The organism is Streptomyces sp. E-08, assembly GCF_049913095.1.
Taxonomy (GTDB): Bacteria; Actinomycetota; Actinomycetes; order Streptomycetales; family Streptomycetaceae; genus Streptomyces.
Genome location: NZ_CP183971.1, coordinates 7,847,263 through 7,870,367 on the forward strand (window position 1 = coordinate 7,847,263; position 23,105 = coordinate 7,870,367).

The 23,105-nt window shown below is 73.1% G+C and carries 5 protein-coding genes; 1 reads left to right on the forward strand and 4 read right to left on the reverse strand.

Annotation, left to right across the window (positions count from 1 at the left end; all coding sequences use genetic code 11):
• Positions 1 to 6: 6 nt before the first annotated feature.
• On the reverse strand, positions 7 to 3,381 hold the full coding sequence (locus ACN9MM_RS35955; protein WP_426368917.1) for a pyruvate carboxylase: 3,375 nt from the start codon (positions 3,379 to 3,381) through the stop codon (positions 7 to 9).
• 433 nt (positions 3,382 to 3,814) lie between these two features.
• Here ACN9MM_RS35955 and ACN9MM_RS35960 point away from each other — a divergent pair, with 433 nt between their 5' ends.
• On the forward strand, positions 3,815 to 11,401 hold the full coding sequence (locus ACN9MM_RS35960) for a SpvB/TcaC N-terminal domain-containing protein (RefSeq protein ID WP_426367955.1): 7,587 nt from the start codon (positions 3,815 to 3,817) through the stop codon (positions 11,399 to 11,401).
• Positions 11,402 to 11,443: 42 nt separating this feature from the next.
• Here ACN9MM_RS35960 and ACN9MM_RS35965 read toward each other — a convergent pair whose 3' ends face one another.
• From ACN9MM_RS35965 to ACN9MM_RS35975, 3 genes are read right to left on the reverse strand one after another with little or no spacing between them, the layout of a single operon-like run.
• Entirely contained in the window at positions 11,444 to 20,680 is a 9,237-nt protein-coding gene (locus ACN9MM_RS35965) for a neuraminidase-like domain-containing protein (RefSeq protein WP_426367957.1), read from the reverse strand.
• A 31-nt stretch (positions 20,681 to 20,711) separates the two neighbouring features.
• On the reverse strand, positions 20,712 to 21,857 hold the full coding sequence (locus ACN9MM_RS35970) for a Kelch repeat-containing protein (protein ID WP_426367958.1): 1,146 nt from the start codon (positions 21,855 to 21,857) through the stop codon (positions 20,712 to 20,714).
• Positions 21,854 to 23,083: a Kelch repeat-containing protein gene (locus tag ACN9MM_RS35975; protein ID WP_426367959.1), complete on the reverse strand. Its 1,230-nt coding sequence runs from the start codon at positions 23,081 to 23,083 to the stop codon at positions 21,854 to 21,856. The genes ACN9MM_RS35970 and ACN9MM_RS35975 overlap by 4 nt, the downstream gene beginning before the upstream one ends.
• Positions 23,084 to 23,105: the final 22 nt, after the last annotated feature.

Genomic DNA, 23,105 nt, shown 5'->3' on the forward strand with positions numbered 1-23,105 from the left:
ACTGCCTCACCGGATCTCGACGAGGAGGTCGCCGGCCTCCACCTGCTGGATCCTGGTGATGGCCAGGCGGGACACCCGTCCGCCCGTCGTGGCGGTGATCGAGGCCTCCATCTTCATCGCCTCGATGGTGGCCACCGTCGCGCCGGCCTCGACCTCGTCGCCCTCGGCGACGGCCAGGGTCACCACACCGGCGAACGGCGCGGCGACGTGCCCGGGGTCGGACCGGTCCGCCTTCTCGGTCACCGGGAGGTCGGCGGCCGCCGCGTTGTCACGGACCTGGATCGGCCGCAGCTGGCCGTTCAGGGTGGACAGGACGGTCCGCATGCCGCGTTCGTCGGCCTCGCCGATGGCCTCCAGCTCGATGAGCAGCCGCACGCCGGGCCCGAAGTCGACGGCGTACTCCTTCCCGGGCAGCAGCCCGTAGAAGAAGTCCTTGCTGTCGAGCACGCTCGTGTCGCCGTACGCCTGACGGTGTGTCTCGTACGCCTTCGTCGGGCCGGGGAAGAGGAGGCGGTTCAGCGTCGCGCGCCGGTCCTCGGCCAGGCCGGTGCGGTCCTCCGCGGTGAGTTCCCGCATCGGCTTGGGGCCGGCGCGGCCCTGGAGCGCCTTGCTGCGGAAGGGCTCCGGCCAGCCGCCGGGCGGAGTGCCCAGTTCGCCGTGCAGGAAGCCGATCACCGAGTCGGGGATGTCGTAGCGGTTCGGCGCCGCCTCGAAGTCCTCTGGCGCCACGCCGGCGCCGACGAGGTGCAGCGCGAGGTCGCCCACGACCTTCGACGACGGCGTGACCTTCACCAGACGGCCCAGCATCCGGTCCGCGGCGGCGTACGTCGACTCGACGTCCTCGAACCGGTCGCCGAGGCCGAGGGCGACGGCCTGCGTGCGCAGGTTGGAGAGCTGCCCGCCGGGAATCTCGTGGTGGTACACGCGCCCGGTCGGTGAACTCAGACCCGCCTCGAAGGGGGCGTAGATCCTGCGGACGCTCTCCCAGTACGGCTCCAGGTCGCCGACCGCCTGCAGGTCGAGGCCGGTGGGCCGGTCGGAGTGGTCGGTGGCGGCGACGATCGCCGACAGCGAGGGCTGCGAGGTGGTCCCGGCCATGGAGGCCACCGCGCCGTCCACCGCGTCCGCGCCGGCCTGGATCGCCGCGAGGTACGTGGCGAGCTGGCCGCCCGCCGTGTCGTGGGTGTGGAGGTGCACCGGGAGCTCGAACTCCCGGCGCAGCGCGGACACCAGCCTGGCCGCGGCGGGGGCGCGCAGCAGACCGGCCATGTCCTTGACCGCCAGCACGTGCGCGCCCGCGGCGACGATCCTCTCGGCCAGCCGCAGGTAGTAGTCCAGCGTGTAGAGCTTCTCCGACGGGTCGGAGAGGTCGGACGTGTAGCACAGGGCGACCTCGGCGACCGCCGTCCCCGTCTCCCGTACGGCGTCGATCGCGGGGCGCATCTGGTCGACGTCGTTGAGCGCGTCGAAGATCCGGAAGATGTCGACGCCGGTGGCCGCGGCCTCCTGCACGAAGGCGTCGGTGACCTCCGTCGGGTACGGGGTGTACCCCACGGTGTTACGGCCCCGCAGCAGCATCTGCAGGCAGATGTTCGGGACGGCCTCGCGCAGCGCGGCCAGCCGCTCCCACGGGTCCTCGGCGAGGAAGCGCAGCGCGACGTCGTAGGTGGCGCCGCCCCAGCATTCGAGGGACAGAAGCTGCGGCAGGGTGTGCGCCACCGTCGGGGCGACGGCGAGCAGGTCCTTCGTACGGACCCGGGTGGCGAGGAGCGACTGGTGGGCGTCGCGGAAGGTGGTGTCGGTGACGCCGAGGGTCGGCGACTCGCGCAGACCGCGCGCGAAGCCCTCCGGGCCGAGCGCGGCGAGCCGCTGCCGGGACCCGGCGGGCGGCTCGCCGGCGGGCAGCCGGGGCAGCTTGGTGGCCGGGGCGACGAGCTCGGGCCGGGGGCCGTGCGGCTTGTTGACGGTGACGTCGGCGAGGTAGGTGAGCAGCTTCGTGCCGCGGTCGGCCGAGTGGCGCGCGGTGAGCAGGTGCGGCCGCTGCTCGATGAAGGCCGTCGTGACCCGGCCGGCCTGGAAGTCCGGGTCGTCGAGCACGGCCTGCAGGAACGGGATGTTCGTGGACACGCCCCGGATGCGGAACTCGGCCACCGCGCGCCTCGCGCGGTCCACGGCGGTCCTGAAGTCCCGGCCGCGGCAGGTCAGCTTGACCAGCATCGAGTCGAAGTGGGCGCTGACCTCCGTACCGGCGTGGGTGGTGCCGCCGTCGAGCCGGATGCCCGAGCCGCCCGGCGAGCGGTACGCGCTGATCATGCCGGTGTCCGGTCGGAAGCCGTTGGCCGGGTCCTCGGTGGTGATCCGGCACTGCAGGGCCGCGCCGCGCAGGACGACGGACTCCTGCGTCAGGCCGAGGTCGGTGAGGGTCTCCCCGGCGGCGATGCGCAGCTGCGACTGCACCAGGTCGATGTCCGTGACCTCCTCGGTCACCGTGTGCTCGACCTGGATGCGTGGATTCATCTCGATGAAGACGTGGTTGCCCTCGGGGTCGAGGAGGAACTCCACGGTGCCCGCGTTGCGGTAGCCGATCTGGCGGGCGAACCTCACGGCGTCGTCGCAGATGCGCTGCCGCACCGCCGGGTCCAGACCGGGGGCGGGGGCGAGCTCGATCACCTTCTGGTGACGGCGCTGCAGCGAGCAGTCCCGCTCGAACAGGTGGATGACATTGCCCTCGCCGTCGGCGAGGATCTGCACCTCGATGTGGCGCGGGTCGACGACGGCCTTCTCCAGGAAGACCGTGGCGTCGCCGAACGCGGACTCGGCCTCACGGGCCGCCGCCTCGATGGACTCGCGCAGCGTCGCGGGGTCCTCGACCCGCCGCATGCCGCGGCCGCCGCCACCGGCGACGGCCTTGACGAACACCGGGAACCCCACGCTCTCGGCGGCCGCCACCAGTTCGTCCACATCGGTGGAGGGCGCCGACGAACCGAGCACGGGTACACCGGCCTCGCGGGCGGCGGCCACCGCACGCGCCTTGTTGCCGGTCAGCTCCAGGGTCCGCGCCGACGGCCCCACGAACGTGATGCCCGCCTCCTCGCAGGCGCGTGCCAGTTCCGGGTTCTCGGACAGGAATCCGTAGCCCGGGTAGACGGCGTCCGCGCCGGCCAGGCGGGCCGCCCGGATGATCTCCGCGACGGAGAGGTAGGCCCGCACCGGATGCCCGGGCTCACCGATCTCGTACGCCTCGTCGGCCTTCAGCCGGTGCAGAGAGTTGCGGTCCTCATGCGGGAAGACGGCAACCGTGCGCGCCCCCAGTTCGTAGCCGGCGCGGAACGCGCGAATCGCGATCTCCCCGCGATTGGCCACCAGTACCTTGCGGAACATCATGATCCCTTCACCCTGCCGGTGATGAGCACTACGGGTCGCCGACACCTCCCTGCGTACGCGGTGCCCTCAGCGGCACGCGCCCGCGTCGCGCCCGGCTCGTTCCGGCCACGCTAAGGGCTGCGCCGTGGCCTTCTGAAGGACCCACGACAGTGACATGGATCATCGCCTGCGCTTCGCCCCCGACGACAGCCCTCCGGGACGTGGCGGGGCGCGCGCGGCGCACTCGGGTGTGCGATGTCGGGTGTGTGCTTCGACGGCATGTATGTCGTGCATGGGGGAGTAAGGGCCGGTGTACTAGCTTCCGTGTACCCGGGGCGATGATCAGGTGGGGGTTGTGGTGGCCATCAACAGCGAATCCGCGCCGAGTGCGGCCGACAGCGGGCCCGGCACGACGGGTGCACCCACGTCCGCTCCACGGCGTCCGCCCGCCGTGAGCCTGCCGAAGGGCGGCGGGGCGATCAAGGGCATCGGAGAGAAGTTCGGGGCCAATCCGGTGACCGGCACCGGTGCCATGACCGTACCGGTCGCGGCCACGCCCGGGCGCTCGGGCTTCGGACCCGCCCTCGCGCTCGGCTACGACTCGGGCGCGGGCAACGGGCCCTTCGGACTCGGCTGGAGCCTCGGGCTTCCCGCGATCACCCGCCGAACCGACAAGGGCGTGCCACGGTACGACGACGCGGCCGACTCCGACGTGTTCGTCCTGGCTGGTGCCGAGGACCTCGTACCCGTCCTCGTCCCCGACGGCGACCGCTGGGTGCCGGAAGCGCTGCCGCCGCGCACGGTCGGCGGCACCCGCTACACCGTCCGGCGCTACCGCCCCCGCGTCGAGGGCCTCTTCGCCCGCATCGAGCGCTGGACGAACACCCTGGACCCGACGGACGTCTTCTGGCGCTCGATCTCCCGCGACGACGTCACCACCTGGTACGGGCGCACCCCGGAGTCACGGATCGCCGACCCGGCGGACGGGTCGCGCGTGTTCAGCTGGCTGATCTGCGAGAGCCACGACGACCGGGGCAACCTCGTCGCCTACGGCTACCGGCCCGAGGACGACGAGTGCGTGGACACGGCAGCCGGCCACGAGCGGCACCGGCAGCGCGCGGCCAACCGCCACCTCAAGCGGATCCGCTACGGAAACCGCACCCCCTGGCCGTCCTCCTTCGACCCCGCCACCGGCTGGCACCCGCACCCCGCCGCCGAGCAATGGCACTTCGAGCTCGTCCTCGACTACGGCGAGCACGACCCGGCCGCCCCCACCCCGCGGGGCACCGGCCCCTGGGCCGCCCGCCCCGACCCCTTCTCCTCGTTCCGCTCCGGCTTCGAGGCGCGGACCCACCGCCTCTGCCGACGCATCCTGATGTTCCATCACTTTCCCGACGAGCCGGACGTCGGGGCCGACTGCCTCGTCCGCTCGACGGAACTCCGCTACGCGTACGGCGTGCACGCCACCCTCGCGGCGGTCACCCACCGCGGCTACCAGCGCGACGGTGACGGCTACCGGTCCCGAGCCCTGCCCCCGGTCGAGTTCGACTACTCCGAGGCCGTCGTCGACCACACGCTGCGCGACCTCGACGAGGAGAGCCTGGACGGACTGCCCACGGGCCTGGACGGAACCCGCCACATGTGGGTCGACCTGGACGGCGAGGGGCTGCCGGGCATCCTCACCGAACAGGGCGGCGGGTGGTTCTACAAGCGCAACCTCAGCCCGCTCGCCGCGCCACGGGCCACGAGAGCCGGCCGGTCCACCCCGGACACCGAATCCGCCCGGGTCCCTCCGGTCGCCCAGGCCAGGTTCGGGCCGCCCGAGCTCGTCCTGGACCGCCCGTCCCTCGCCCTGGCCACCGGAGCCCGGTTCCTCGACCTCGCGGGCGACGGACGCCCCGACCTCGTCCGCTTCACCGGGCCCGACCCCGGGTTCCAGGAACGCGCCGCGGACGGCGCATGGGGGCCGTACACCCCGTTCGGCTCACTGCCCGACCGCGACTGGAACGATCCCCGCCTCCGGTTCGTCGACCTGGACGGCGACGGACTCGCCGACGTCCTCGTGACCGAGGACGACGCCCTGGTCTGGCACCCCTCCCTCGGCGAAGAGGGCTTCGCTCCCGAGCGGCGCGAGCGGCGCGCCCAGGACGAGGAGCACGGCCCGGTGCTCGTCCTCGCCGACGCCGAACAGTCGGTCCACCTGGCCGACATGAGCGGGGACGGCCTCAGCGACCTCGTCCGCATCCGCAATGGCGAGGTCTGCTACTGGCCGAACCTGGGCCACGGCCGCTTCGGCCCGAAGATCGTGATGGCCGGCGCCCCGTCCGACCACCCCGACCGCTTCGACCAGCGCCGCATCCTCCTCGCCGACGTCGACGGCTCCGGCAGCACCGACCTCCTCCACCTCCACCCGGACGGCGCGCTGATCCACTTCAACCGGTCGGGCAACGACTTCGCGCCGCCCGTACCGCTGCCGGCACTGCCCCCGGCGGACACCCTCACCGACGTCCTCGCCGTCGACCTGCTCGGCAACGGCACGGCCTGCCTGGTGTGGTCCTCACCCCTGCCGGAGGACGGCCGCCGCCCCCTGCGCTATCTCGACCTGATGGGCGGGGTGAAGCCCCACCTCCTCACCCGGGTGCGCAACAACCTCGGCGCCGAGACCGAGGTCACGTACGCGCCCTCCACCGCCTTCGCCCTGCGCGACCGGCGGGCGGGCACCCCGTGGGCGACCACGCTGCCCTTCCCCGTCCATGTGGTCGAGCGGACGACCACGCGCGACAAGTGGCGCGGGACGGCCTTCACCAGCCGCTACAGCTACCACCACGGCTGCTTCGACGGGACCGAGCGCGAGTTCCGCGGCTTCGCCCGTGTGGAGCGGACCGACGTCGAGGACTACGGCACGTTCGCCGCGGCCAACGCGGACAGCCCGTACGTGACCGCCGACCACCGGCTCCACCAGCCACCCGTGCGGACGGTCACCTGGCACCACACCGGGGTGCCCGTCGAGGGCCGGGACCCGCTGCACCCGTTCCGGCACGAGTACTTCCGCGCGTCCGACGAGTACGCGTCGCCGGGCCCCGGCCACGACGGCCTGCCGCTCGGCCCCGACGAACGGCGGGAGGCGGTGAGGGCGTTCCACGGCGCGCTCCTCCGCGAGGAGACGTACGAACTCGACCTCGGCGCCGCGGAGGACGCGGAACGACCCCCGGCTCCCGTCCGCGTGCTCGCCGCCACCTCGCACGCCCACCACGTCCGCCTCGTCCAGCCCCGTGTCGGCGGGCACCACGCCGTCCTCCACACGTACGAGAGCGAGACCGTCGCCCACCACTACGAACTCGACCTGCGCTCCACGGGGTCCGCACCCGCACCCGATCCACGGATCGTCCACACCCTCAACCTCACCGTCGACGCGTACGGAAGCGTCCTCCAGGCCGTCACCGTCGCCTACCCGCGCACCCGCCCGGTCCCCCTCGCGGATCCTCTCCTGCCGCCCGGCACCGAGGCCCTCGTCGCCGCCGTCCAGGGCGAGATCCACGTCGCCTACACCGAGAGCCGCACCACCGACCCGCTCCCGTCCCACCCCGACCGGCACCGCCTCCCCCTGCCCTGCGAGGCACGCACGTACGAGCTGACCGGGATCGGCCCGGTCCGGGCGGGCGACGGCCGGTGGGTCACCGCGGACGGCCTGCGGCGCCTCCGGCTCGGCGAGCGGTACCAGAGCAGCGGCATCCCGGTCGCCGAACTCGAACACCACCAGCTGCCCGACCGTACGACACCGCAGAAGCGGCTCCTCGAACTCGTCCGCACGCTCTTCCACGACGAGACGCTCACCGCGCCCCTGCCCCTGGGAGGCCTGACGGCCCGCGCCGTGCCGTTCGGGACCTACACCCTCGCCTGGACCGACACGATGCTCACGACGGTCCTGGGTGACAAGGCGACCGCCGAGGTCAGGGCCGCGGCGGCGGACCGGGCCGTCAGCGGCCACCTCGGCGGCCCGGCCGCCGTACGGCTCCTCGGCGAGGACGCCGCCGGCCGGTACTGGCGCTGCTCCGAAGGCGCCGAGTACGCCCCCGACGCGGCGACCCGGTTCTTCCTGCCCGCCGGCCGGACCGACCCCTTCGGGAACAGCACCCGCCTGGAACACGACCCGTACGGGCTCTCCGTGAGGGTGAGCACCGACCCCCTCGGCAACCGCACCGAAGTGCTCGCCCACGACTACCGGGTCATGGCGCCCCGCAGGATCCGTGACATCAACGGCAACCACGCCGAGGTCCGGTTCGACGCCCTGGGCCTGCCGGCCGCGGACGCGCACGGAGGCAAGGACGGCACCGGTGACCACCTCGCGGGGCTCGACCCGGCCGCGCTCGACCCCGGACTCACCGCCCTCACCGCCTTCTTCGCCACCGACGCCTACGACCCCGCGCACGCCCGCACCCTGCTCCTCGGCGCGAGGAACCGATGGCTCTGCCACTTCGGCGAGGAACTCCGCGACGGCGAGGTCGTCTGGGCCGCACACCCGCCCTGCACCGCCGTGCTCACCCGCGAACGGCACGCCGACGAGCAGACCGAGAGCCCCCTCCAGGCCGCCTTCCTCTACACGGACGGCGTCGGCAACCCCCTGGTCAGGAAGGCCCAGGCAGAACCCGACGCACCGGGCGGCCCGCTGCGCTGGATCGCCGAAGGCAAGACCGTCGTCAACAACAAGGGGAACCCGGTCAAGCGGTACGAGCCCTACTTCAGCCCGCCCGAGAGCGGTCACCGCTTCGAGGAACCCGGCGAGCACGGCGTCACCCCGCTGCACTTCTACGACGCGATCGGGCGGCTGATCCGCACCGACCTCCCCGATGGCAGCCACCGCCGCGTCGACTTCTCGCCCTGGCACGTCACCGACCACGACCAGAACGACACCGTCCTCGAACCGGGCAACGGGTGGTACGCGCGGACGAGCACCTCCGCCCTGCCCGCCGAACGCCGAGCCGCCCGGCAGGCCGCCGCCCACGCCGGCACCCCCGGACGGAAGCTGCTCGACAGCCTCGGCCACACCGTCCTGACGATCGCCCACAACAGGCTCGACGGCGTCGACGAGAAGCACGTCACCTTCACCCGGCTGGACGTGGAGGGCACTCCGCTCTGGATCCAGGACCCACGCGGCAACCGGGTCCTCCAGCACACCGTCCCACCCCTCCCACCCGGGCCCCATCCCCTCGACGACCCGCAGAACCTGTCCCCGGGCGGCTTCAGCGCCGGCTACGACCTGACCGGGCGCGCGCTCTTCGAGCACAGCCCGGACTCCGGCGCCCGCTGGACCCTCAAGGACGCGACCGACGGACCTCTCTTCACCTGGAACGCCCGCGGATTCCGCACCCGCACGACCTACGACCCCCTGCGCCGCCCCGTCGGCACGTACGTCACCGCGACCGGCGACACGACCGTCACCGGGGCTCCGCGCGACCCCGCGGACCCACCGGCACCCGAGACACTGGTCGAGCACCGGGTCTACGGCGAGACGCACCCCGACCCCGACCGGAACCTGCGCGGCCGGGCCTTCCGCGTCTACGACGGCGCCGGAGCGACGACCAGCGAACGCTACGACTTCCAGGGCAACCTGCTCGCCACCTCCCGCCGCTTCGCCCGCGACTACACCGGCACGACGGACTGGTCCGCCCTCGGCTCCCTCACCGACCCGGACCGGACCGCCGAGCTCGCCGAACCGCTCCTCGAACCGGGCCCGCCGCTGACCACGAGCACCACGTACGATGCCCTCGGCCGCCCGGTCGCGACCACGACCCCCGACGGCCTCGTCACCCTGTGGTCCTACAACGAGGCGGGCCTGCCCGAGCGCGTCGACGTCCGGCTGCGCGGCGCCGCGGCGTCCACCGCGTTCGTCACCGACGTCGACTACGACGCCCACGGGCGGCGCACCCGCGTGGCCTACGGCAACGGCGCCCGCCGCACGTACACGTACGACCCGCTCACCTTCCACCTCACCGGCGTGCGCACCACCCGGCCGGCCGACCCCGACGCCACCGCCTCGCTCCTGTTCACGAACGCCTCCGTGGTGCAGGACCTCCACTACACCCGCGACCCGGTCGGCAACATCACGCGCGTCGAGGACGCCGCACTCGCCACGATCGCGGGCGTCGACACCGCCCGCGACCACACCCACGACGCGCTCTACCGGCTGGTCGCCGCGAGCGGGCGCGAACACACGGGCCAGACGGACTTCCTGCCCGACCCGCCCGACGGCGGCCACCGGGACCACCCCTTCGCCGGCGCCCGCGTCCACCCCCACGACCTCCAAGGGCTGCGCGGCTACGTGGAGCGCTACCGCTACGACGCCGTCGGCAACCTCATGCATCTCGCCCACCACGAGGGCACCGACGTCGAGGCCCCCGGCCCCACCCTGTGGCGGCGCCACCACCAGTACGCGCTCGACAGCAACCGGCTCCTCGCCACCAGCCTGCCCGGCGAGGCCGGCGGCCTGCCGGACTACGCGACGGAGGGCGGCTACGGCGCCCGGTACGCCCACGACGCGCACGGCGACATCACCCGCATGCCGCACCTTCCGCTGATGCGCTGGGACCACGGCGACCGCCTGGCGGCCACCGCACGGCAGGTGGTGAACGCCGGCACGCCCGAGACGACGTACTACGTCTACGACTCCATGGGTGAACGGGCCCGCAAGGTGACCGTGACGGCGGCCGGGGCACTCAAGAACGAGCGCCGGTACGTCGGCGGCTTCGAGCTCTACCGCGAGTACGGCGCGGGCGGCACGGCCCTCGAACGCGAGACCCTGCGCGTCGGCGACGCCGGCGAGCCCGTGGCCCTCGTCGAGACGGCCACCCTCCCCGCCGGCCGGCCCGCCGTCCGTTACCGGTTCGCCGACCACCAGGAATCCGTCCGCGTCGAACTCGACGAGAACGGCGCCCTGGTGGGCCACGAGGAGTACCACCCCTACGGCACGACCGCCTTCCAGTCCGGCCGCACCGCCGCCGAGACCGGCCTCAAGCGCTACCGGTACACCGGCAAGGAACGGGACGACGAGACCGGCCTCTCGTCCTTCGGCGCCCGCTACTACGCCCCCTGGCTCGGCCGCTGGACGAGCTGCGACCCGGCGGGACTGGCGGACGGTCCGTGCCGCTACGCGTACGCGCGGTGCGGACCGGTGCGGTTCCACGACCCGGACGGGCGACTGGTGGACGAGGGCGGCAAGTTCGCGGCGGCGGCCGCCGCGGCCGCGCCCACGCTGGAGGCGGCCGGGGTCGTGGCCCGGGTCGCCCCGGGGTACTTCAAACTGGCGGCCGTCGCCCTCGTGGTGGCCGCGGTCGCGTACGGCGCGTACGTGTACGCCACCCACGAGGAGAAGCCGCAGCCGCCCGCGGTGGTTCCGCCGCCGCGCACGGACCCCGACCCCGGGACGGAGAAGATCCACGGCAACTGGGTCGACGGCAAGTTCGTCCCCGCCGTCCCCAAGGACCAGGACCCGGCACCGCCCAAGCCCGCCGTCGGGGGAGCGGGCAAGCCGCCGCAGAAGGGCGACACGGCGCCCAAGGAGCAGACCGGGGCACCGCGCAAGGCTCCGCCGCGACCGTCGAACAACTGGATCGACGAGCGGGCCCGGGCGGACGCGAAGAAGAAGGACGCCGACAAGGCCGCCCGGCAGCAGTTCTTCGACTCGGGGCGCGAGCCGGAGAAGCTCCCGGAGAAGCCGCCGCCCAAGCACCACATCGTCGGCAACAAGGACAGTGTGTACACGCCGCTTTTCAAGGAGATCTTCGCCAAGGCGAGCATCCCCGGCGTGCCCGACGTGACGCTCGACAGCGACTTCAACCTCGAGCCCGTCGAAGGGCACAAGGGGGCACACGGGGAGCGGTACCACGCGCCGGTGTTCAGGGAGCTGACGAAGGCCCTGGACGGCAAGCCGGAGCACACGTGGGAGTACCGTAACGCCCTCATCGAGGCCGTGCGGGCTCTGGGGGCGGAGGCACGGAGACCGGGATCGGATCTGAACGACATCATCACCGGGCGGAGGTGAGCCGGACGGGGGCGGCGCCTCGACGGCGCCGCCCCCCGCCCGTCACGCCACCCGCGTCACCTCGTACTGCCACACCAGGACCAGGTCCACCACCGCGTCCGGGTTCAGCCCGCCGCCCTTGCGCAGGCGCGGGTCGAGACCCTGGAGCGGCACGGTGAGCAGCCAGTCCTCGTCGTGCTCGGCGACCTGCCCCTCGACGTCGAAGCGGGCCCGCGGCTGCGCCTTCAGCTGCGGGTCGGCGCTGAGGGTGGCCGGGACGCCGTCGCCCTCAGGAGGCTTCAGGGTCAGCGTCAGGTCGCCGGTCCCCGTCCCGTAACAGTCCACGTAGCGCGTCGATCCGTCGAACAGATCCGTCGAGAGCACGAGCACGACCTGCGGGTCGCTCAGGCGGATGCCGTCGTCGGAGAACAGGCGCGGGAACCAGCGCTTGGACACCGGGAACCGCAGTGTCGGGCTCGCCCCGCTCACGAAGCGGTACCACTGGTCGCCGAGCTCGCGCCGCGCGCTGACGGCACGCAGCAGGCCCGTGCCGCCGTGTGCGTGGAGCCAGCCGTTCAGGCCGTCGCGGAGCTCGAACACGGCCCGGTCGGCGAAGCCGGCCCCGCCGTCGCGTGCCGTGTACCGCAGATGCATGACGACGTCGGCGATCGACTCGTAGTCGAACTGCCGGAACTCCTGCGGCAGACTCAGCCGCCACTCGCCGATCACGCCCGCCCCCTCGAACGGCAGGAAGCGCTCGTCGCGCAGATTCGTCTCGAAGAGCCCGCTGTCGTCCTGGCCGCTGCTGGTCACGACCGACTGGACCGGTCCCGTGTAGTCCCGGAACCGGGCGTCCGGCGTCTGCCGCGCGTAGCGGTTGCCCGGCAGCCGGGTGTCCGTCCGCACACTGCTCCGCAGGAGCGTGGCGGTCAGGTTCACGCCGGTGTACGGGCCGCCGACGCACGGCACGGTGAAGCTCACCGTCCTGATCCGCCGCAGATAGTGCCCCGGCGTGTCCAGGTCGAACAGGACCTCCGGCAGGGACACGTAGCAACTGCCGGTCTCCTTGAGCGACAGGAGCGCGGTCGGGTCGAGCTGGGCGAGCGACACCGCCTTCGCCAGCTCGAACTCGCGCGCGTTGTCGGCGAGGTACGCGGCGTCGAGCCGGTTCAGGTCGCTCGCGAGCCGCTCGCCCGCGAGGAGGCCCTTGCGGAGGGTGTCCCAGTGGCCGAACCGGACGAGGGGCGGGCCGTCGGCGCCCAGTTCGTACCGCATCGCCTGCTCGGCCCGCTTCGCCGTGTCGTACGCGAGCTGGTACGCCTGGAAGTACGACGTGGACAGCTGACCCACCATCCAGTCGTACAGCTCCTGGCCGGTGTACTTGTCGTGCAGGAAGCGGTCCGCCTCCCGGGTGTGGGCGGCCTGGAGGTCGTGGTTGGCGAGCTCCCGCCGGGCGATCTCGTGGCGGACGACCGCGGCATCGATCTGGGCGTCGTAGTTCGCGATCTCCGAATCGGCCTGGCCCTTCTGGAAGTCCCACTCCTCCGAGCGCCGCTCGTAGCCGGCCAGCGTCGCCGCCAGCGAGGCCCCGGAGTGGAAGGTGCCGGCGATCTGCGACAGCGAGCCGGACAGCCCCTTGAGGGCCTCGCCGAGGTTGGTGCCGCCCCAGGTCGCACCGATCGTGGTCGGTGTACCCAGCTTGAGCTCCGGAAGCATCCTCATGACGCTCACCGTCATGTCGATGACCGCGGCGACCGACTGGGTGCCGATGCCCAGGCCGGTGAGGACCTCGTGCACCTTCTCGCCGGCGTTCATCTTCCGGCGCGACCCGTAGTAGTCCTGCTTCCTCGTCGCCCCGTCCCGCGCCTGCCGCAGCCCCGCCACCGTGTGGGCCGCCTCGGTGACCTGGGACAGTCGCAGCTCCCGCACCGCGTCGAGCAGGGCGGTCTCATGACTGGAGCGCAGCCGCGCGAGCGCCTCCGCGTCCCGCTTCTCCAGCGCGGAGAGCAGCAGCCCGCCGAAGGCCTTGACCTCGGCGGTGTACTCCCTGGCCTTCGTGACCATGGTGGTGAAGCGGTAGTGGGGGAGCGGCCCGCCCAGGTCCTCCGACACGGACGCCGCAGCGGCACCCGTCGCCACGGCGCCGACGAGCAGGGCGGGGTCGATCGGGGCTCCGAACAGCTCGAACGCGCGTTGTACGCCCTCGATGTCCTGGCAGTGGCGGATCTTGTACAGACGGTCCTCGACCGTGTCCCAGTAGCCGAGCAGCTTGTCGTTGGGCGGAACGCGGAAGTACGTCAGCCAGCCCAGGCCGAGACCGGGCGCGATCCTCGTCGGCGGCGGCTCCGCCCCGCCCGCCGGGATCAGGTGCTCGGCCGCCGTCACCGGATCCGGCGCCGCCGCGTCGCGTGCGCGCAGCTCGGCGTAGCTGAGCGGCGCGGGCTCGTTCGGCGGGGGTACGGACACGGGCCGCGGCCCGAGGAGCTCGGCGGTGAGCAGATACATCTGGGTCGCCTGGTTGACCGACTCCAGGGTGCCCTCGCGGAAGAGGCTGTCGCCCCAGGCGATCAGATTGTCCAGGTACCGCATCACGACCGCCTTCTGGTAGGCGGTCGTCCGGAACTTGGCGACCACGTCCGGCTGGAAGGGATGCGCCAGCCACTCCTCGACCCGGCGCCGCTCGCCCGTGTCGCCCTCGGCGAGGCGCTTGAGGATGTCCTCGATCCGCTGCCGCTGGTAGTCCTGCTGCAGGTGGAACGGCTTGGTGATCCAGTAGCGCCCGGGCGAGTCGCCGCCGGACCGCGAGGTCGGATCGAAGATCGTGTGGAACCACTGCTGCGCCTCGGCGAAGCGCCGGTTGGCACTGAGCCGCTGCGCCATGAGGAGCGGGATGTGGAAGAACAGCTCCCAGTTGTAGTCGGCGTAGGTGCCCTCCGGCGTGAAGTCCACCTCGCTCTCCGTGGGGTACTCCGGGGACACCAGATCGGTCGGGCCGTAGGTGCGGAAGTCGAACAGCTCCCACTGCGCGCCCGGGTCGAGCTGGACCGACCGGTCCAGCAGGGCCCGCGTGCCGTCGCGGTTGAGCAGGCTCAGGAAGAGGTCGACGTGCGGGTGGTACATCGGCGTGAAGCGGAGCAGCGTCCGGCCGGCGGGCCGCAGGTCCGGTGTGATGTGGTAGCTGCGTGCCCCGTCGGTGAACGTGGCCGAGTCGTAGAGCCAGCCTTCGGGCGAGGCGAAGTCGACCGGCATCTGCAGCCGGAACAGGGCCGGGCCCTGGGGGTTCTCCAGGATCAGTTTGCTGCCGTGGAAGTGGAACAACTCCGGGAGGTGCACCTTCGGCCGGGAGCCGGGGGGAGCGTTGGGGTCGAGCCTTTCGACGAACTCGTTGTTGATGTTCTGGGTGTCGACCGGCCAGATGAAGAGCTGCCCCCGGGCCGCGGCCTCGGGAGTGTCGTCCTCGCACCAGATGTGGGGGTCGACGGTGACCGAACCCGGGCGGAGGCCGAACCGGAACGCGCCGGAGATCACTCCGCCCCGCGGGCCGCCGTAGGGCCTGCCGTGCAGGTTGTACACGCTCCACACCGTCAGTTCGCCGCCAGGCCCCCTCTGCGGGTAGAGCCGGTAGTGGCCGGTGGTCTTGAACGGGTCCGCCTCGTTGGCGATCTGCTGTTCCTGACTCGACGGCTGCCAGCCCCGGAACGTGTCGAGCGACTGCGTGATCCGCTTCGGCAGCCAGGTGCCGTTCGCGTACTGGGTCCAGTTGAGCTGCGTCTTCCAGTAGATCTGGGGCTGCTCGATCGCCGAGCCCTTCACCATCGGATCCGGCAGTCTCCTGATCGCCTGCGGATCACCCGACTTCACGAACGTCGGCCACATCACCTGCAGGCGCTTGTTCCACACGAAGGGGATCAGGGCCGGGGTGTCGAGATCGAGGTCGATCTTCTCCCACGGCGTCCACGTGGTCCGGTTCTTCGTCCAGCGGCGGTAGTGGAAGATCCGGGGCGCGGACTCGGTGCACGCGAACAGGTGCACCACCTCCACTCCGGTGGAGAGGTCGTGGACGATGCCGCAGGGCTGCAGCCGGGCCACCGAGTCGAGCCGGTCGACGTAGTTGCGGTAGACCTCCCCCATGTTGTCGCCGACCACCTCCTTCTGCATCAGCTCGTTGTGCAGGGTGGTGAAGAACGGGGAGGCGCCGAGCCGCAGATCGGGCTGGAAGTAGTTCTCCGGGTACAGGAAGACCTTCTGGTTGGCCTCCCAGAGCCGGTAGCGCTTCATCCACTCCCACTGCTCCCAGGTCTCGTCGTCACCGGGTCGCACCCGCGGCTCCAGGCCGAGCAGCACCCGCTGGACGAACAGTTGCACCGTGTTGATCGCCTGGGCCGTCCGGGTGGTCAGCCGGCAGCCGCCCATCTCCACGTCGAGCAGGAAGTGGTCGTAGAGGCCGTTGACGTCCTTCCAGTACGGGAATCCGCCGCTGGTGGTCAGCGGGTTCGCGACGAGATAGGACACGAGCGCGGCCCGCTGGCGCTCGCGCAGGGCGTCCGCGACGGGGACGGCGGCGGCCAGCCAGTCCTCCGGCGAGAACCGCGCCTTCGCGGCCATCATCGTCGACTGCACGATGTCCCTCGGGAGTCGCGACGGGATCCAGGCGCCGGCCCGTGCCGCCGACACCCCCAGGCGGCGCAGCAGCGACACGCCCGCCCGCAGTCTGCCCAGGCCCCGCTCGTCCCCGAGCTCGCCGGGCAGGGCCATCCCCAGCATGTCGGCGGTGCACAGCACCTCGATGTCGTCCCTGTTCCACCCGGTCCGCTCGCTGAGGGTGTCGAAGACGCGGTAGCCGGACGCCTCCGGTCCGCGACCGGCGGCGAGGACGGCTCGGAGCGTGTCCGATCCGCCGGGCAGGGTGTCGCGCAGGGCGAGCAGATCGAGCAGGCGCACGAACGGCCGGTACAGCGGCGTGGCGCCCTCGACTCGGGCCGGTGGCAGCGTCGCGAGATCGAGCCAGCCGGCGCCCGTCGCGTACCCGATCACCCAGGGTAGCTCCTCGCCGGTGACCCGCAGCCGCGACAGGGCCAGGGCGACCCGGTGCAGCAGGGAGAGGGCGGTGAACTGGGCGGGGAAGCCCGTGCGGGTGACGGCCACCGCCGGGTCGCTGCCGACGAAGGCGGGGTCGAGGAAGTCGAGGACCAGCGGACCGGGCACGGACAGGGCGCGCAGCCACGTCCCGAGCAGCGCGTCCGCCGAGCCCGCGTCGAGGCCGGTCGCCTGGCCGAGCTGGAGCTTCACGGTCGTCTCGCCGATCCGACGGCGCAGCTCCGGCAGCAGGACGGACAGGACGAGCCGGAAACGGTCGGCCGGTGCCTGCGGCTCGTCGAAGAGGCTGTGGGCATGCGACGCGTCCAGGAACGTGTTCCCGTCCTCGACCGGTTCGGTCTGCGCCCCCTGCAGCAGGTGCACCGCACGTTGGAAGTCGACGTCCCCGCTCGCGTTCGTCAGGGCCTCGATCTCCTCCTGGCTGCGGTGACCGACGGAGCACAGCGTCCGCGCCGACGGATCGTGGAACACCTTGCCGACGAGTTCGGGCGGCAACACGAGATCGGCGGGCATGAGGGTCAGCGGCGTCCGGTAGACCGGGATCCGGTAGGCGTTCATCTGGGTGGTCACGAAGTCCCGGGGGCCCGCGAACAGCTTCCGTACGTAGATCCCCCACAACTCGCCGGAGCCCAGGCCGTACATCCGGTCCCGCTGGGCGAGCGTCATCGGACCGGTGAACCGGAGCATTCCCTGCCCGTCCGGACCGGGGTCGAAGCGCACCGGAAGATCCGCGGGATACGGGCGGGAGCCGACGTCGTCGGGCACCGGAACGGAGTAAACGGCGGTGCCCAGCAGGGTGGTGACGGCCTGCTCGACCCGGGTCGGTTCCCATCCCAGCAGCGAGAGATGGCGTCCCGTCAGTGTGCCCTTGTCGTCCGTGGTCTGAGCCGTCTGCTCGTACACCGCTCGCAGGGCCGTACGCAGGCCGGTCAGTACCGCGCCGAGCGCGGTGTCCGACGGCACGGTCGAGCCCTCGGGGCCGGTCGTCGCGGTCAGCACGGCGTCTGCCTCGGCCACCGTCAGTCCGCCGGCCAGGATCGCCTCCACTTCGTCGGCGAACCTGCTGGTCTCCGCGAGCGAGGCGCGCACCGAGGCGGCGGGGTCCCCGGTCGGCGGCGGCTCGCCCACCGCGCCCCCGGAGCCCGCCGACGACTCCCGGCGCCCCGGGTCGTCGACCGGCGAGGGACTCAGCCGTACGGGCCGGCCGGCGGGCAGTTCCGTCTCGTCACCCGGTGTCCTCCCGGCGCCGGGCGCGGGCCGGTCGGGCCGCAGCGGACTGCCGCCGCGCAGCTCGAAGAGCCGGAGCAGGTCCGCGACCGACAGCCGGACGGCGCGGGCCAGTGTCACCGTGCGCACCAGGGCGGAGAGGTTGGCGAGCGTCAGGCGCGTGTCCGCGACGACGGCCCGCGGTCCGTCGACGAGCGCGCTCAGCTCCGTGTCCGTGATCTCCAGGCTCCCGAGCAGGGCGGCCGACACGGGATAGGAGTGCAGGTCACCGACGGCATCGACCTCGGTGCGGGAGGGGTTCAGCGTGAACGGGTTACGGCCGCCCGGCACGGCGGCGACCACCGTGTCGTCGAGGAACAGGCGGTCGTAGAGCGAAGGGTCGTCGCCGGTGCGGTACAGATGGGTGTCCAGCGGTCCGTACAGGCACAGCAGCCGTTCCACGGGCAGGCCGAACCGGTCGGACAGACGCCGTACGGCGACCACGCAGGACAGCGTCGCGGCGGTCAGCTCGCCCGGGGTGCAGGTGGCGATGACCCGGTCGAGCCGGTGCGCCGGCCAGTCGAGCACCCTGCGCAGCCGCTCGAAGCGGTGCAGCCGGTCGAGGGTGTCCGCGGTGACACCGTTGATCCGCAACAGGGCCGTGTCGCACGGATGGTCGGGGTCGGTCGGCTCCATCGTCAGTGTGCGGTCCGGGTCGACGAAGCGAGTGCCGAGCAGCGACTCCAGTTCCGGATAGTCCAGTTGGGCGGTGTCGAGCATGGCACGCACCGTCGAGACGGAGTCGAGGAGCTGGGCCGTCTGCATGCCGAAGGGCCTGCCGTAGAACGCGGCCAGCGTCCGCGTCGGCCCCGTGGACTCGCCGGTGATCAGCCGCAGCCCGGCCAGGGTGATGCCCAGGCTCTCCGCGACCACCTCGACGGAGTCCGCGCCGGCCGGGTGCAGCGTGGCCATCAGCTCCTCGCGGCGCACCCCGAGCAACCCGAGGTAGCTGCGGGCGCGGTCCGCCCAGAGGTCGTACGGCAGTGACCACGGATACGCGGCGTCGGCCAGCCAGCTGTAGGCGCTGTGATTGGTCCACTGCGGCTGGATCCGCAGGTGCGCCGAGTCGCCGCTGCTCTGCCGCAAGGTGTCCCCGGTGGCGGGGTCCTGGGTGATCGCGTTCTCCAGGACCTCGTTGACGAGATCGATGTACGGCAGGGTCAGGTTGGTGTTGTCGCAGCCGAGCTTCACGTGCCACAGATCCGGCCGCCGGGCGTACAGCGTGTCCGCCATGGGGCTCTCGCCCAGCTCGCCCATCGACCCGGAACTGGGTGCCCGCTTCAGGAAGTACAGCAGGTCCACCAGGTAGGCGGGCTGGCTGTAGAGCGTCCGGCACTCCTTGCAGGCGCACTGGTCCGCGGAACCGAACAGCTCCCCCCAGTCCGGGACCAGATCGGTGTGCGCCTCCACCCGGGGCAGCCACGGCACCTCGAACTGCCCGGCGGTCCGCAGGTCCGCCACCAGGTTCACGGCCGCGGCGTGCACCCGCAGCGCCCGCGTGTGCACCGCGTGCGCCTCCTCTTCGCCCAGGTGGTCAGCCATCCGCGCGGCGAACGTGTCCCGGGCCACCGCCGCGATGGCCGCGGAGGAGGAGAACCCCTCGCCCCGCAGCGCACGCGTCGCGTCGAAGCGCGGGGCGACCCGGTACACCCGCTGGAGGGCGGCCAGTTCGGGACGGGCCTCCTCGTCGGGGACGCTGCGGGCGTCGACCGGGGTGCTCACCAGGTCGAAGTCCGGGTTCGCGGCGAGGAAGCGAGCGGCGGGGGCGCTGTCCGGCGCCGGGGCGGCGGCGAGCCGATGGGCCACGTACGCGGTCGGGTACGTCCGCTCGACGCGGGAGCGCAGCTCTTCGGCGTACTCCTCCGGGGAGAAGGCCGGCGGACTCGCATGGGGCGGACCGCCCGCCTCCGCGACGAGGCCCTCCCAGTGCCCGTCGAGCCGGACGAGCTCGCGCGGGTGGGCGAGCTCCCCGCTGTCGAAGCGGTCCAGGAGCGCCCCGACCAGCTCGGGGTGTCCGTCGGCCACCCGATCCAACTCCAGGGCGAGGAGCAGGCGTTCGGTCGTGGCGGTCGGGGCGCCGACGGCGGCGAACGCCTCCCGGGCCGTGGCCTCACGCCCGTCGTGGTCGACGTGGGCGGAGAAGAGGCGCTGCCGCACCTCCGGGTCCGCGATCGTGAGCGTGAAGAGGCGGGCGAGGGCGGGCGGCCGCGTCCCGGCGTCGTGGCCGTCGACGCCCGCGGCCCCGCCGGCGCTCGCGGATCCTTCGAAGCCGAGCTGGCTGCCGCGTACGGCTGCGACGAGTTCCTCGGCGCCGTCCGCGCCGTCGATCAGGCGGGTCTCCACGGCTGTCGCGAGCGCGTCCCGTACGTCACGGGTACGCCGCAGGGCGAGTTCCCCGAGGTCGTCCGGCAGACCCCGGCGCAGCAGACCGTAGAACAGCTCCGCCGGCCGCCCGGTGGCGGCCGCGAGCCGGGCCGCCCCGGAGGCGAGGCGGACGTGGGCCGCGTCGACCCCGGCGGCCTGGCCGAGGAACCCCACCTCCTCGGGAGCGAGTCCGGCGGGATCGGCGCCGTCGAGCAGCGGTGCCACCGCCGCGAGCAGCCGCGCGTACTCGCTGCGCGTATCCGCGGGCAGGGTGACGTCCAGGACCCTCCCGGAGTCGGGCGCCGGGCAGGGGACCTCGACCGACCTGCCGTCGGGGGACGACACCCGTACCACCAGACCGGCCGGCCCGGCGGGGGCCTCGTACTCCAGCCGAAAGTGTCCGTCGCTTCCCGTCCGGGTCTCGCCGAGCGTGCTCGTGGACCGCAACCGCCGGGCGACGAGCTCGACCAGGGTCCCGGCGGCGGCCGACCGGCCGCCGTCCTCGACGGTGCCGGTGACGTGGCGGCGCACCGGTGGGGCGGAGTCGGATGGGCCGGCGGGCTCTGCGGTCATGGCGGAACTCCTCTGTGCGGTGGGGGAGGGACTACACGGTGAACAGCTCGCTGGTGCGGGTGAGCCGGAGGTACGAGCCCGAGGGCGTGGCGGGTCCGGTCCGCACCGCCCCGCCGGCGACCAGGACCCGGCCGTCGGCCAGGACGGTCGCGGCGAAGTCGACCCGCCCGACCGCCATGCCCGGCTCCGCCGACCAGGTCCCGAAGCGCGGGTCGTAGCGTGCGGCACTGCGGTAACCGGCCTCTCCGAGCGTGTCGCCGGTGCCGCCGACGACCAGCACCTCGCCGGTGGGCAGGCGCACGGCCTGGTGCAGCGCCCGGCCGCACGGCATGTCCGCCTCCCGGCTCCAGGTGCCGGTCGCGGGGTCGTACCGTTCCGCGGTGGCCCGGCTGTACGGGTCAGGACGCCCCTGCGCGCCGGCGTCGGGGTCGCCGCCGCCGGTGGCGAGCACCGTCCCGTCGGCCAGGGGCGTCAGCCGGTGTCCGGTGCGGGCGGCGACGAAGCCGCCCGTGGGCGTCCACCTGCCGGTGGCCGGGTCGTAGCGCTCGCAGTACGCGAGTCCCGCACCCCCACGCCAGTCGCGGCGGGTCGCCGCCCAGCCGCCCGCGACGAGCACCGCGCCACCGGGCAGGGCCACGGCAGGGTGGAAGGAGCGGGCATCGAGCATCGGGGCGGTCGGGCTCCACCGCCCCGACTCCGGGTCGAACACCTCGGCCGAGACGAGGGAGCGCTCGCTGTCGGGGGAGCGGGCTGCGGTGCCCCCGGCCACGAGCACCCGGCCGTCCGGGAGCAGGGTCGCGGAGTGCCCGCACCGTCCCTGCCCCATCCGCCCGCCGTCCGACCAGCGCCGCTCGTCCGGGTCGTACACCTCGGCGCTGTCCAGCGCCTGCACCGGGTAGGCCGCAGAACCTCCGCTGCCCCCGGCCACGAGCACGCGCCCGTCGGCCAGCAGGGTGGTCGAGTGCATCCGGCGGGCCTCCCGGAGGGGCGCCGCCCCGGTCCACGCCCCGGAGCGCGGGTCGAAGAGCGCGGTCCCGTCCTCGGCCTTCAGCCGGTCGTCGCCGCCGCCCGCGATCAGGACCTGTCCGTCCCCGAGCCGCACGGCGGAACTCGCCGCACCGAACAGGTTCCGCTCCCACGGCAGTTCGCCGGCCGCCGCCCACCGTCCTCGGCTCATGGCGTGAACACCTCCGCGGTGCCGGCCGGGACGGCCTCGGTGCTCCTGGGGGCGGCCGCGTCCGCGCGGGAGACGCCGCCGGCCGCGAGCACCCGCCCGTCACCGAGCACCGTCGCCCCGAAGGCCCAGCGGCCGCTGAGCATGGGCCCCACCGGCTCCCACCAGCGGGCACCGTCCCGTCGGAGGAGCGTGCTCGCGAACCCCGTGTGCAAACAGGCGCCTTCGGTGCCGCCGAAGACGAGCACCCCGTCCGTGGTCAGCACCGCCCGGTGGTAGGAGCGCCCCCACGGCAGCGGCGGCCCCGGTCGCCACACCCCGGTCACCACGTCGTAGAGCTCCGTGCTCGCCAGGCTGTACGGGCGGAAGCGGGCGTCGTCGGCGGCGCGGCCGGACTCACCGCCGACGGCCAGCACGGACCCGTCGGGCCACGGCACCGCCTGGTGCAGGCCGCGGGCCGCGCTCAGCGACCCGGTCGGCTCCCAGGTGCCGCTCCCGGGGTCGTACACCTCGCACAGGCCGAGCGCCGGGTCGCCGCCGTACCGCGTGGTGCCGACCATGCCGCCCACGGCGAGGACGCGGCCGCCCGGCAGCGGCACGGCCATGTGCCCCCAGCGGGCCACGGTCATGGCGCCCGTCGGCTCCCAGGTCTCGTGCTCCGGGTCGAAGATCTCGGCGTCGGCGAGGGTGAGCATGCCGTGGCGCGAGCGGGGCCGCTGCCCGCCCGCCACCAGCACCCGCCCGTCGCCGAGCAGGGTCGCCGAGTGGCCGTTGCGGGCCTTGGTCATCTCCGTCGTGGCCCGCCAGATACCGCTGCCGGGGTCGAACAGCTCCGCGTGGGCGAACGACGGCTGCGGATAGGCCTGCCGGCCGGGCACCCCTCCGGCGGCCAGCGCGCGGCCGTCGGCGAGCGCCGTGAGCGAGTGCAGACGCCGGTCCCGGACCAGCGAACCGGTCACCGTCCACATGCCGGGGCCGGGTTCGTACACGCAGGAGTCGGCCAGGGCCTGCAGCAGCGGTCCCGCGCCGCCCGCCGCGAGGGCACGGCCGTCCTTGAGGGTGACGGGCCCCTCGTACTGTCCGTGCCAGTAGACCAGGGGAACCGGGAACTCCCCGGCAGCCGTCCAGCCACCCGCGGCGGTCCGTGAGGGGGAGTGCCCGGCCGGGTCCGACGGCATCTCCTTCGTGCCCGCCGTGGACCCCGCTCCGCCGGCCAGTAGGTCGCGCATTCCGTTCCTTTCGCACCGTGCG

Bases quoted from the DNA above. Each gene is read 5' to 3' on its own strand.
- ACN9MM_RS35965 (WP_426367957.1), bottom strand. From the start codon at position 20,680: ATGACCGCAGAGCCCGCCGGCCCATCCGACTCCGCCCCACCGGTGCGC.
- ACN9MM_RS35970 (WP_426367958.1), bottom strand. From the start codon at position 21,857: ATGAGCCGAGGACGGTGGGCGGCGGCCGGCGAACTGCCGTGGGAGCGG.
- ACN9MM_RS35975 (WP_426367959.1), bottom strand. From the start codon at position 23,083: ATGCGCGACCTACTGGCCGGCGGAGCGGGGTCCACGGCGGGCACGAAG.
- ACN9MM_RS35955 (WP_426368917.1), bottom strand. From the start codon at position 3,381: ATGTTCCGCAAGGTACTGGTGGCCAATCGCGGGGAGATCGCGATTCGC.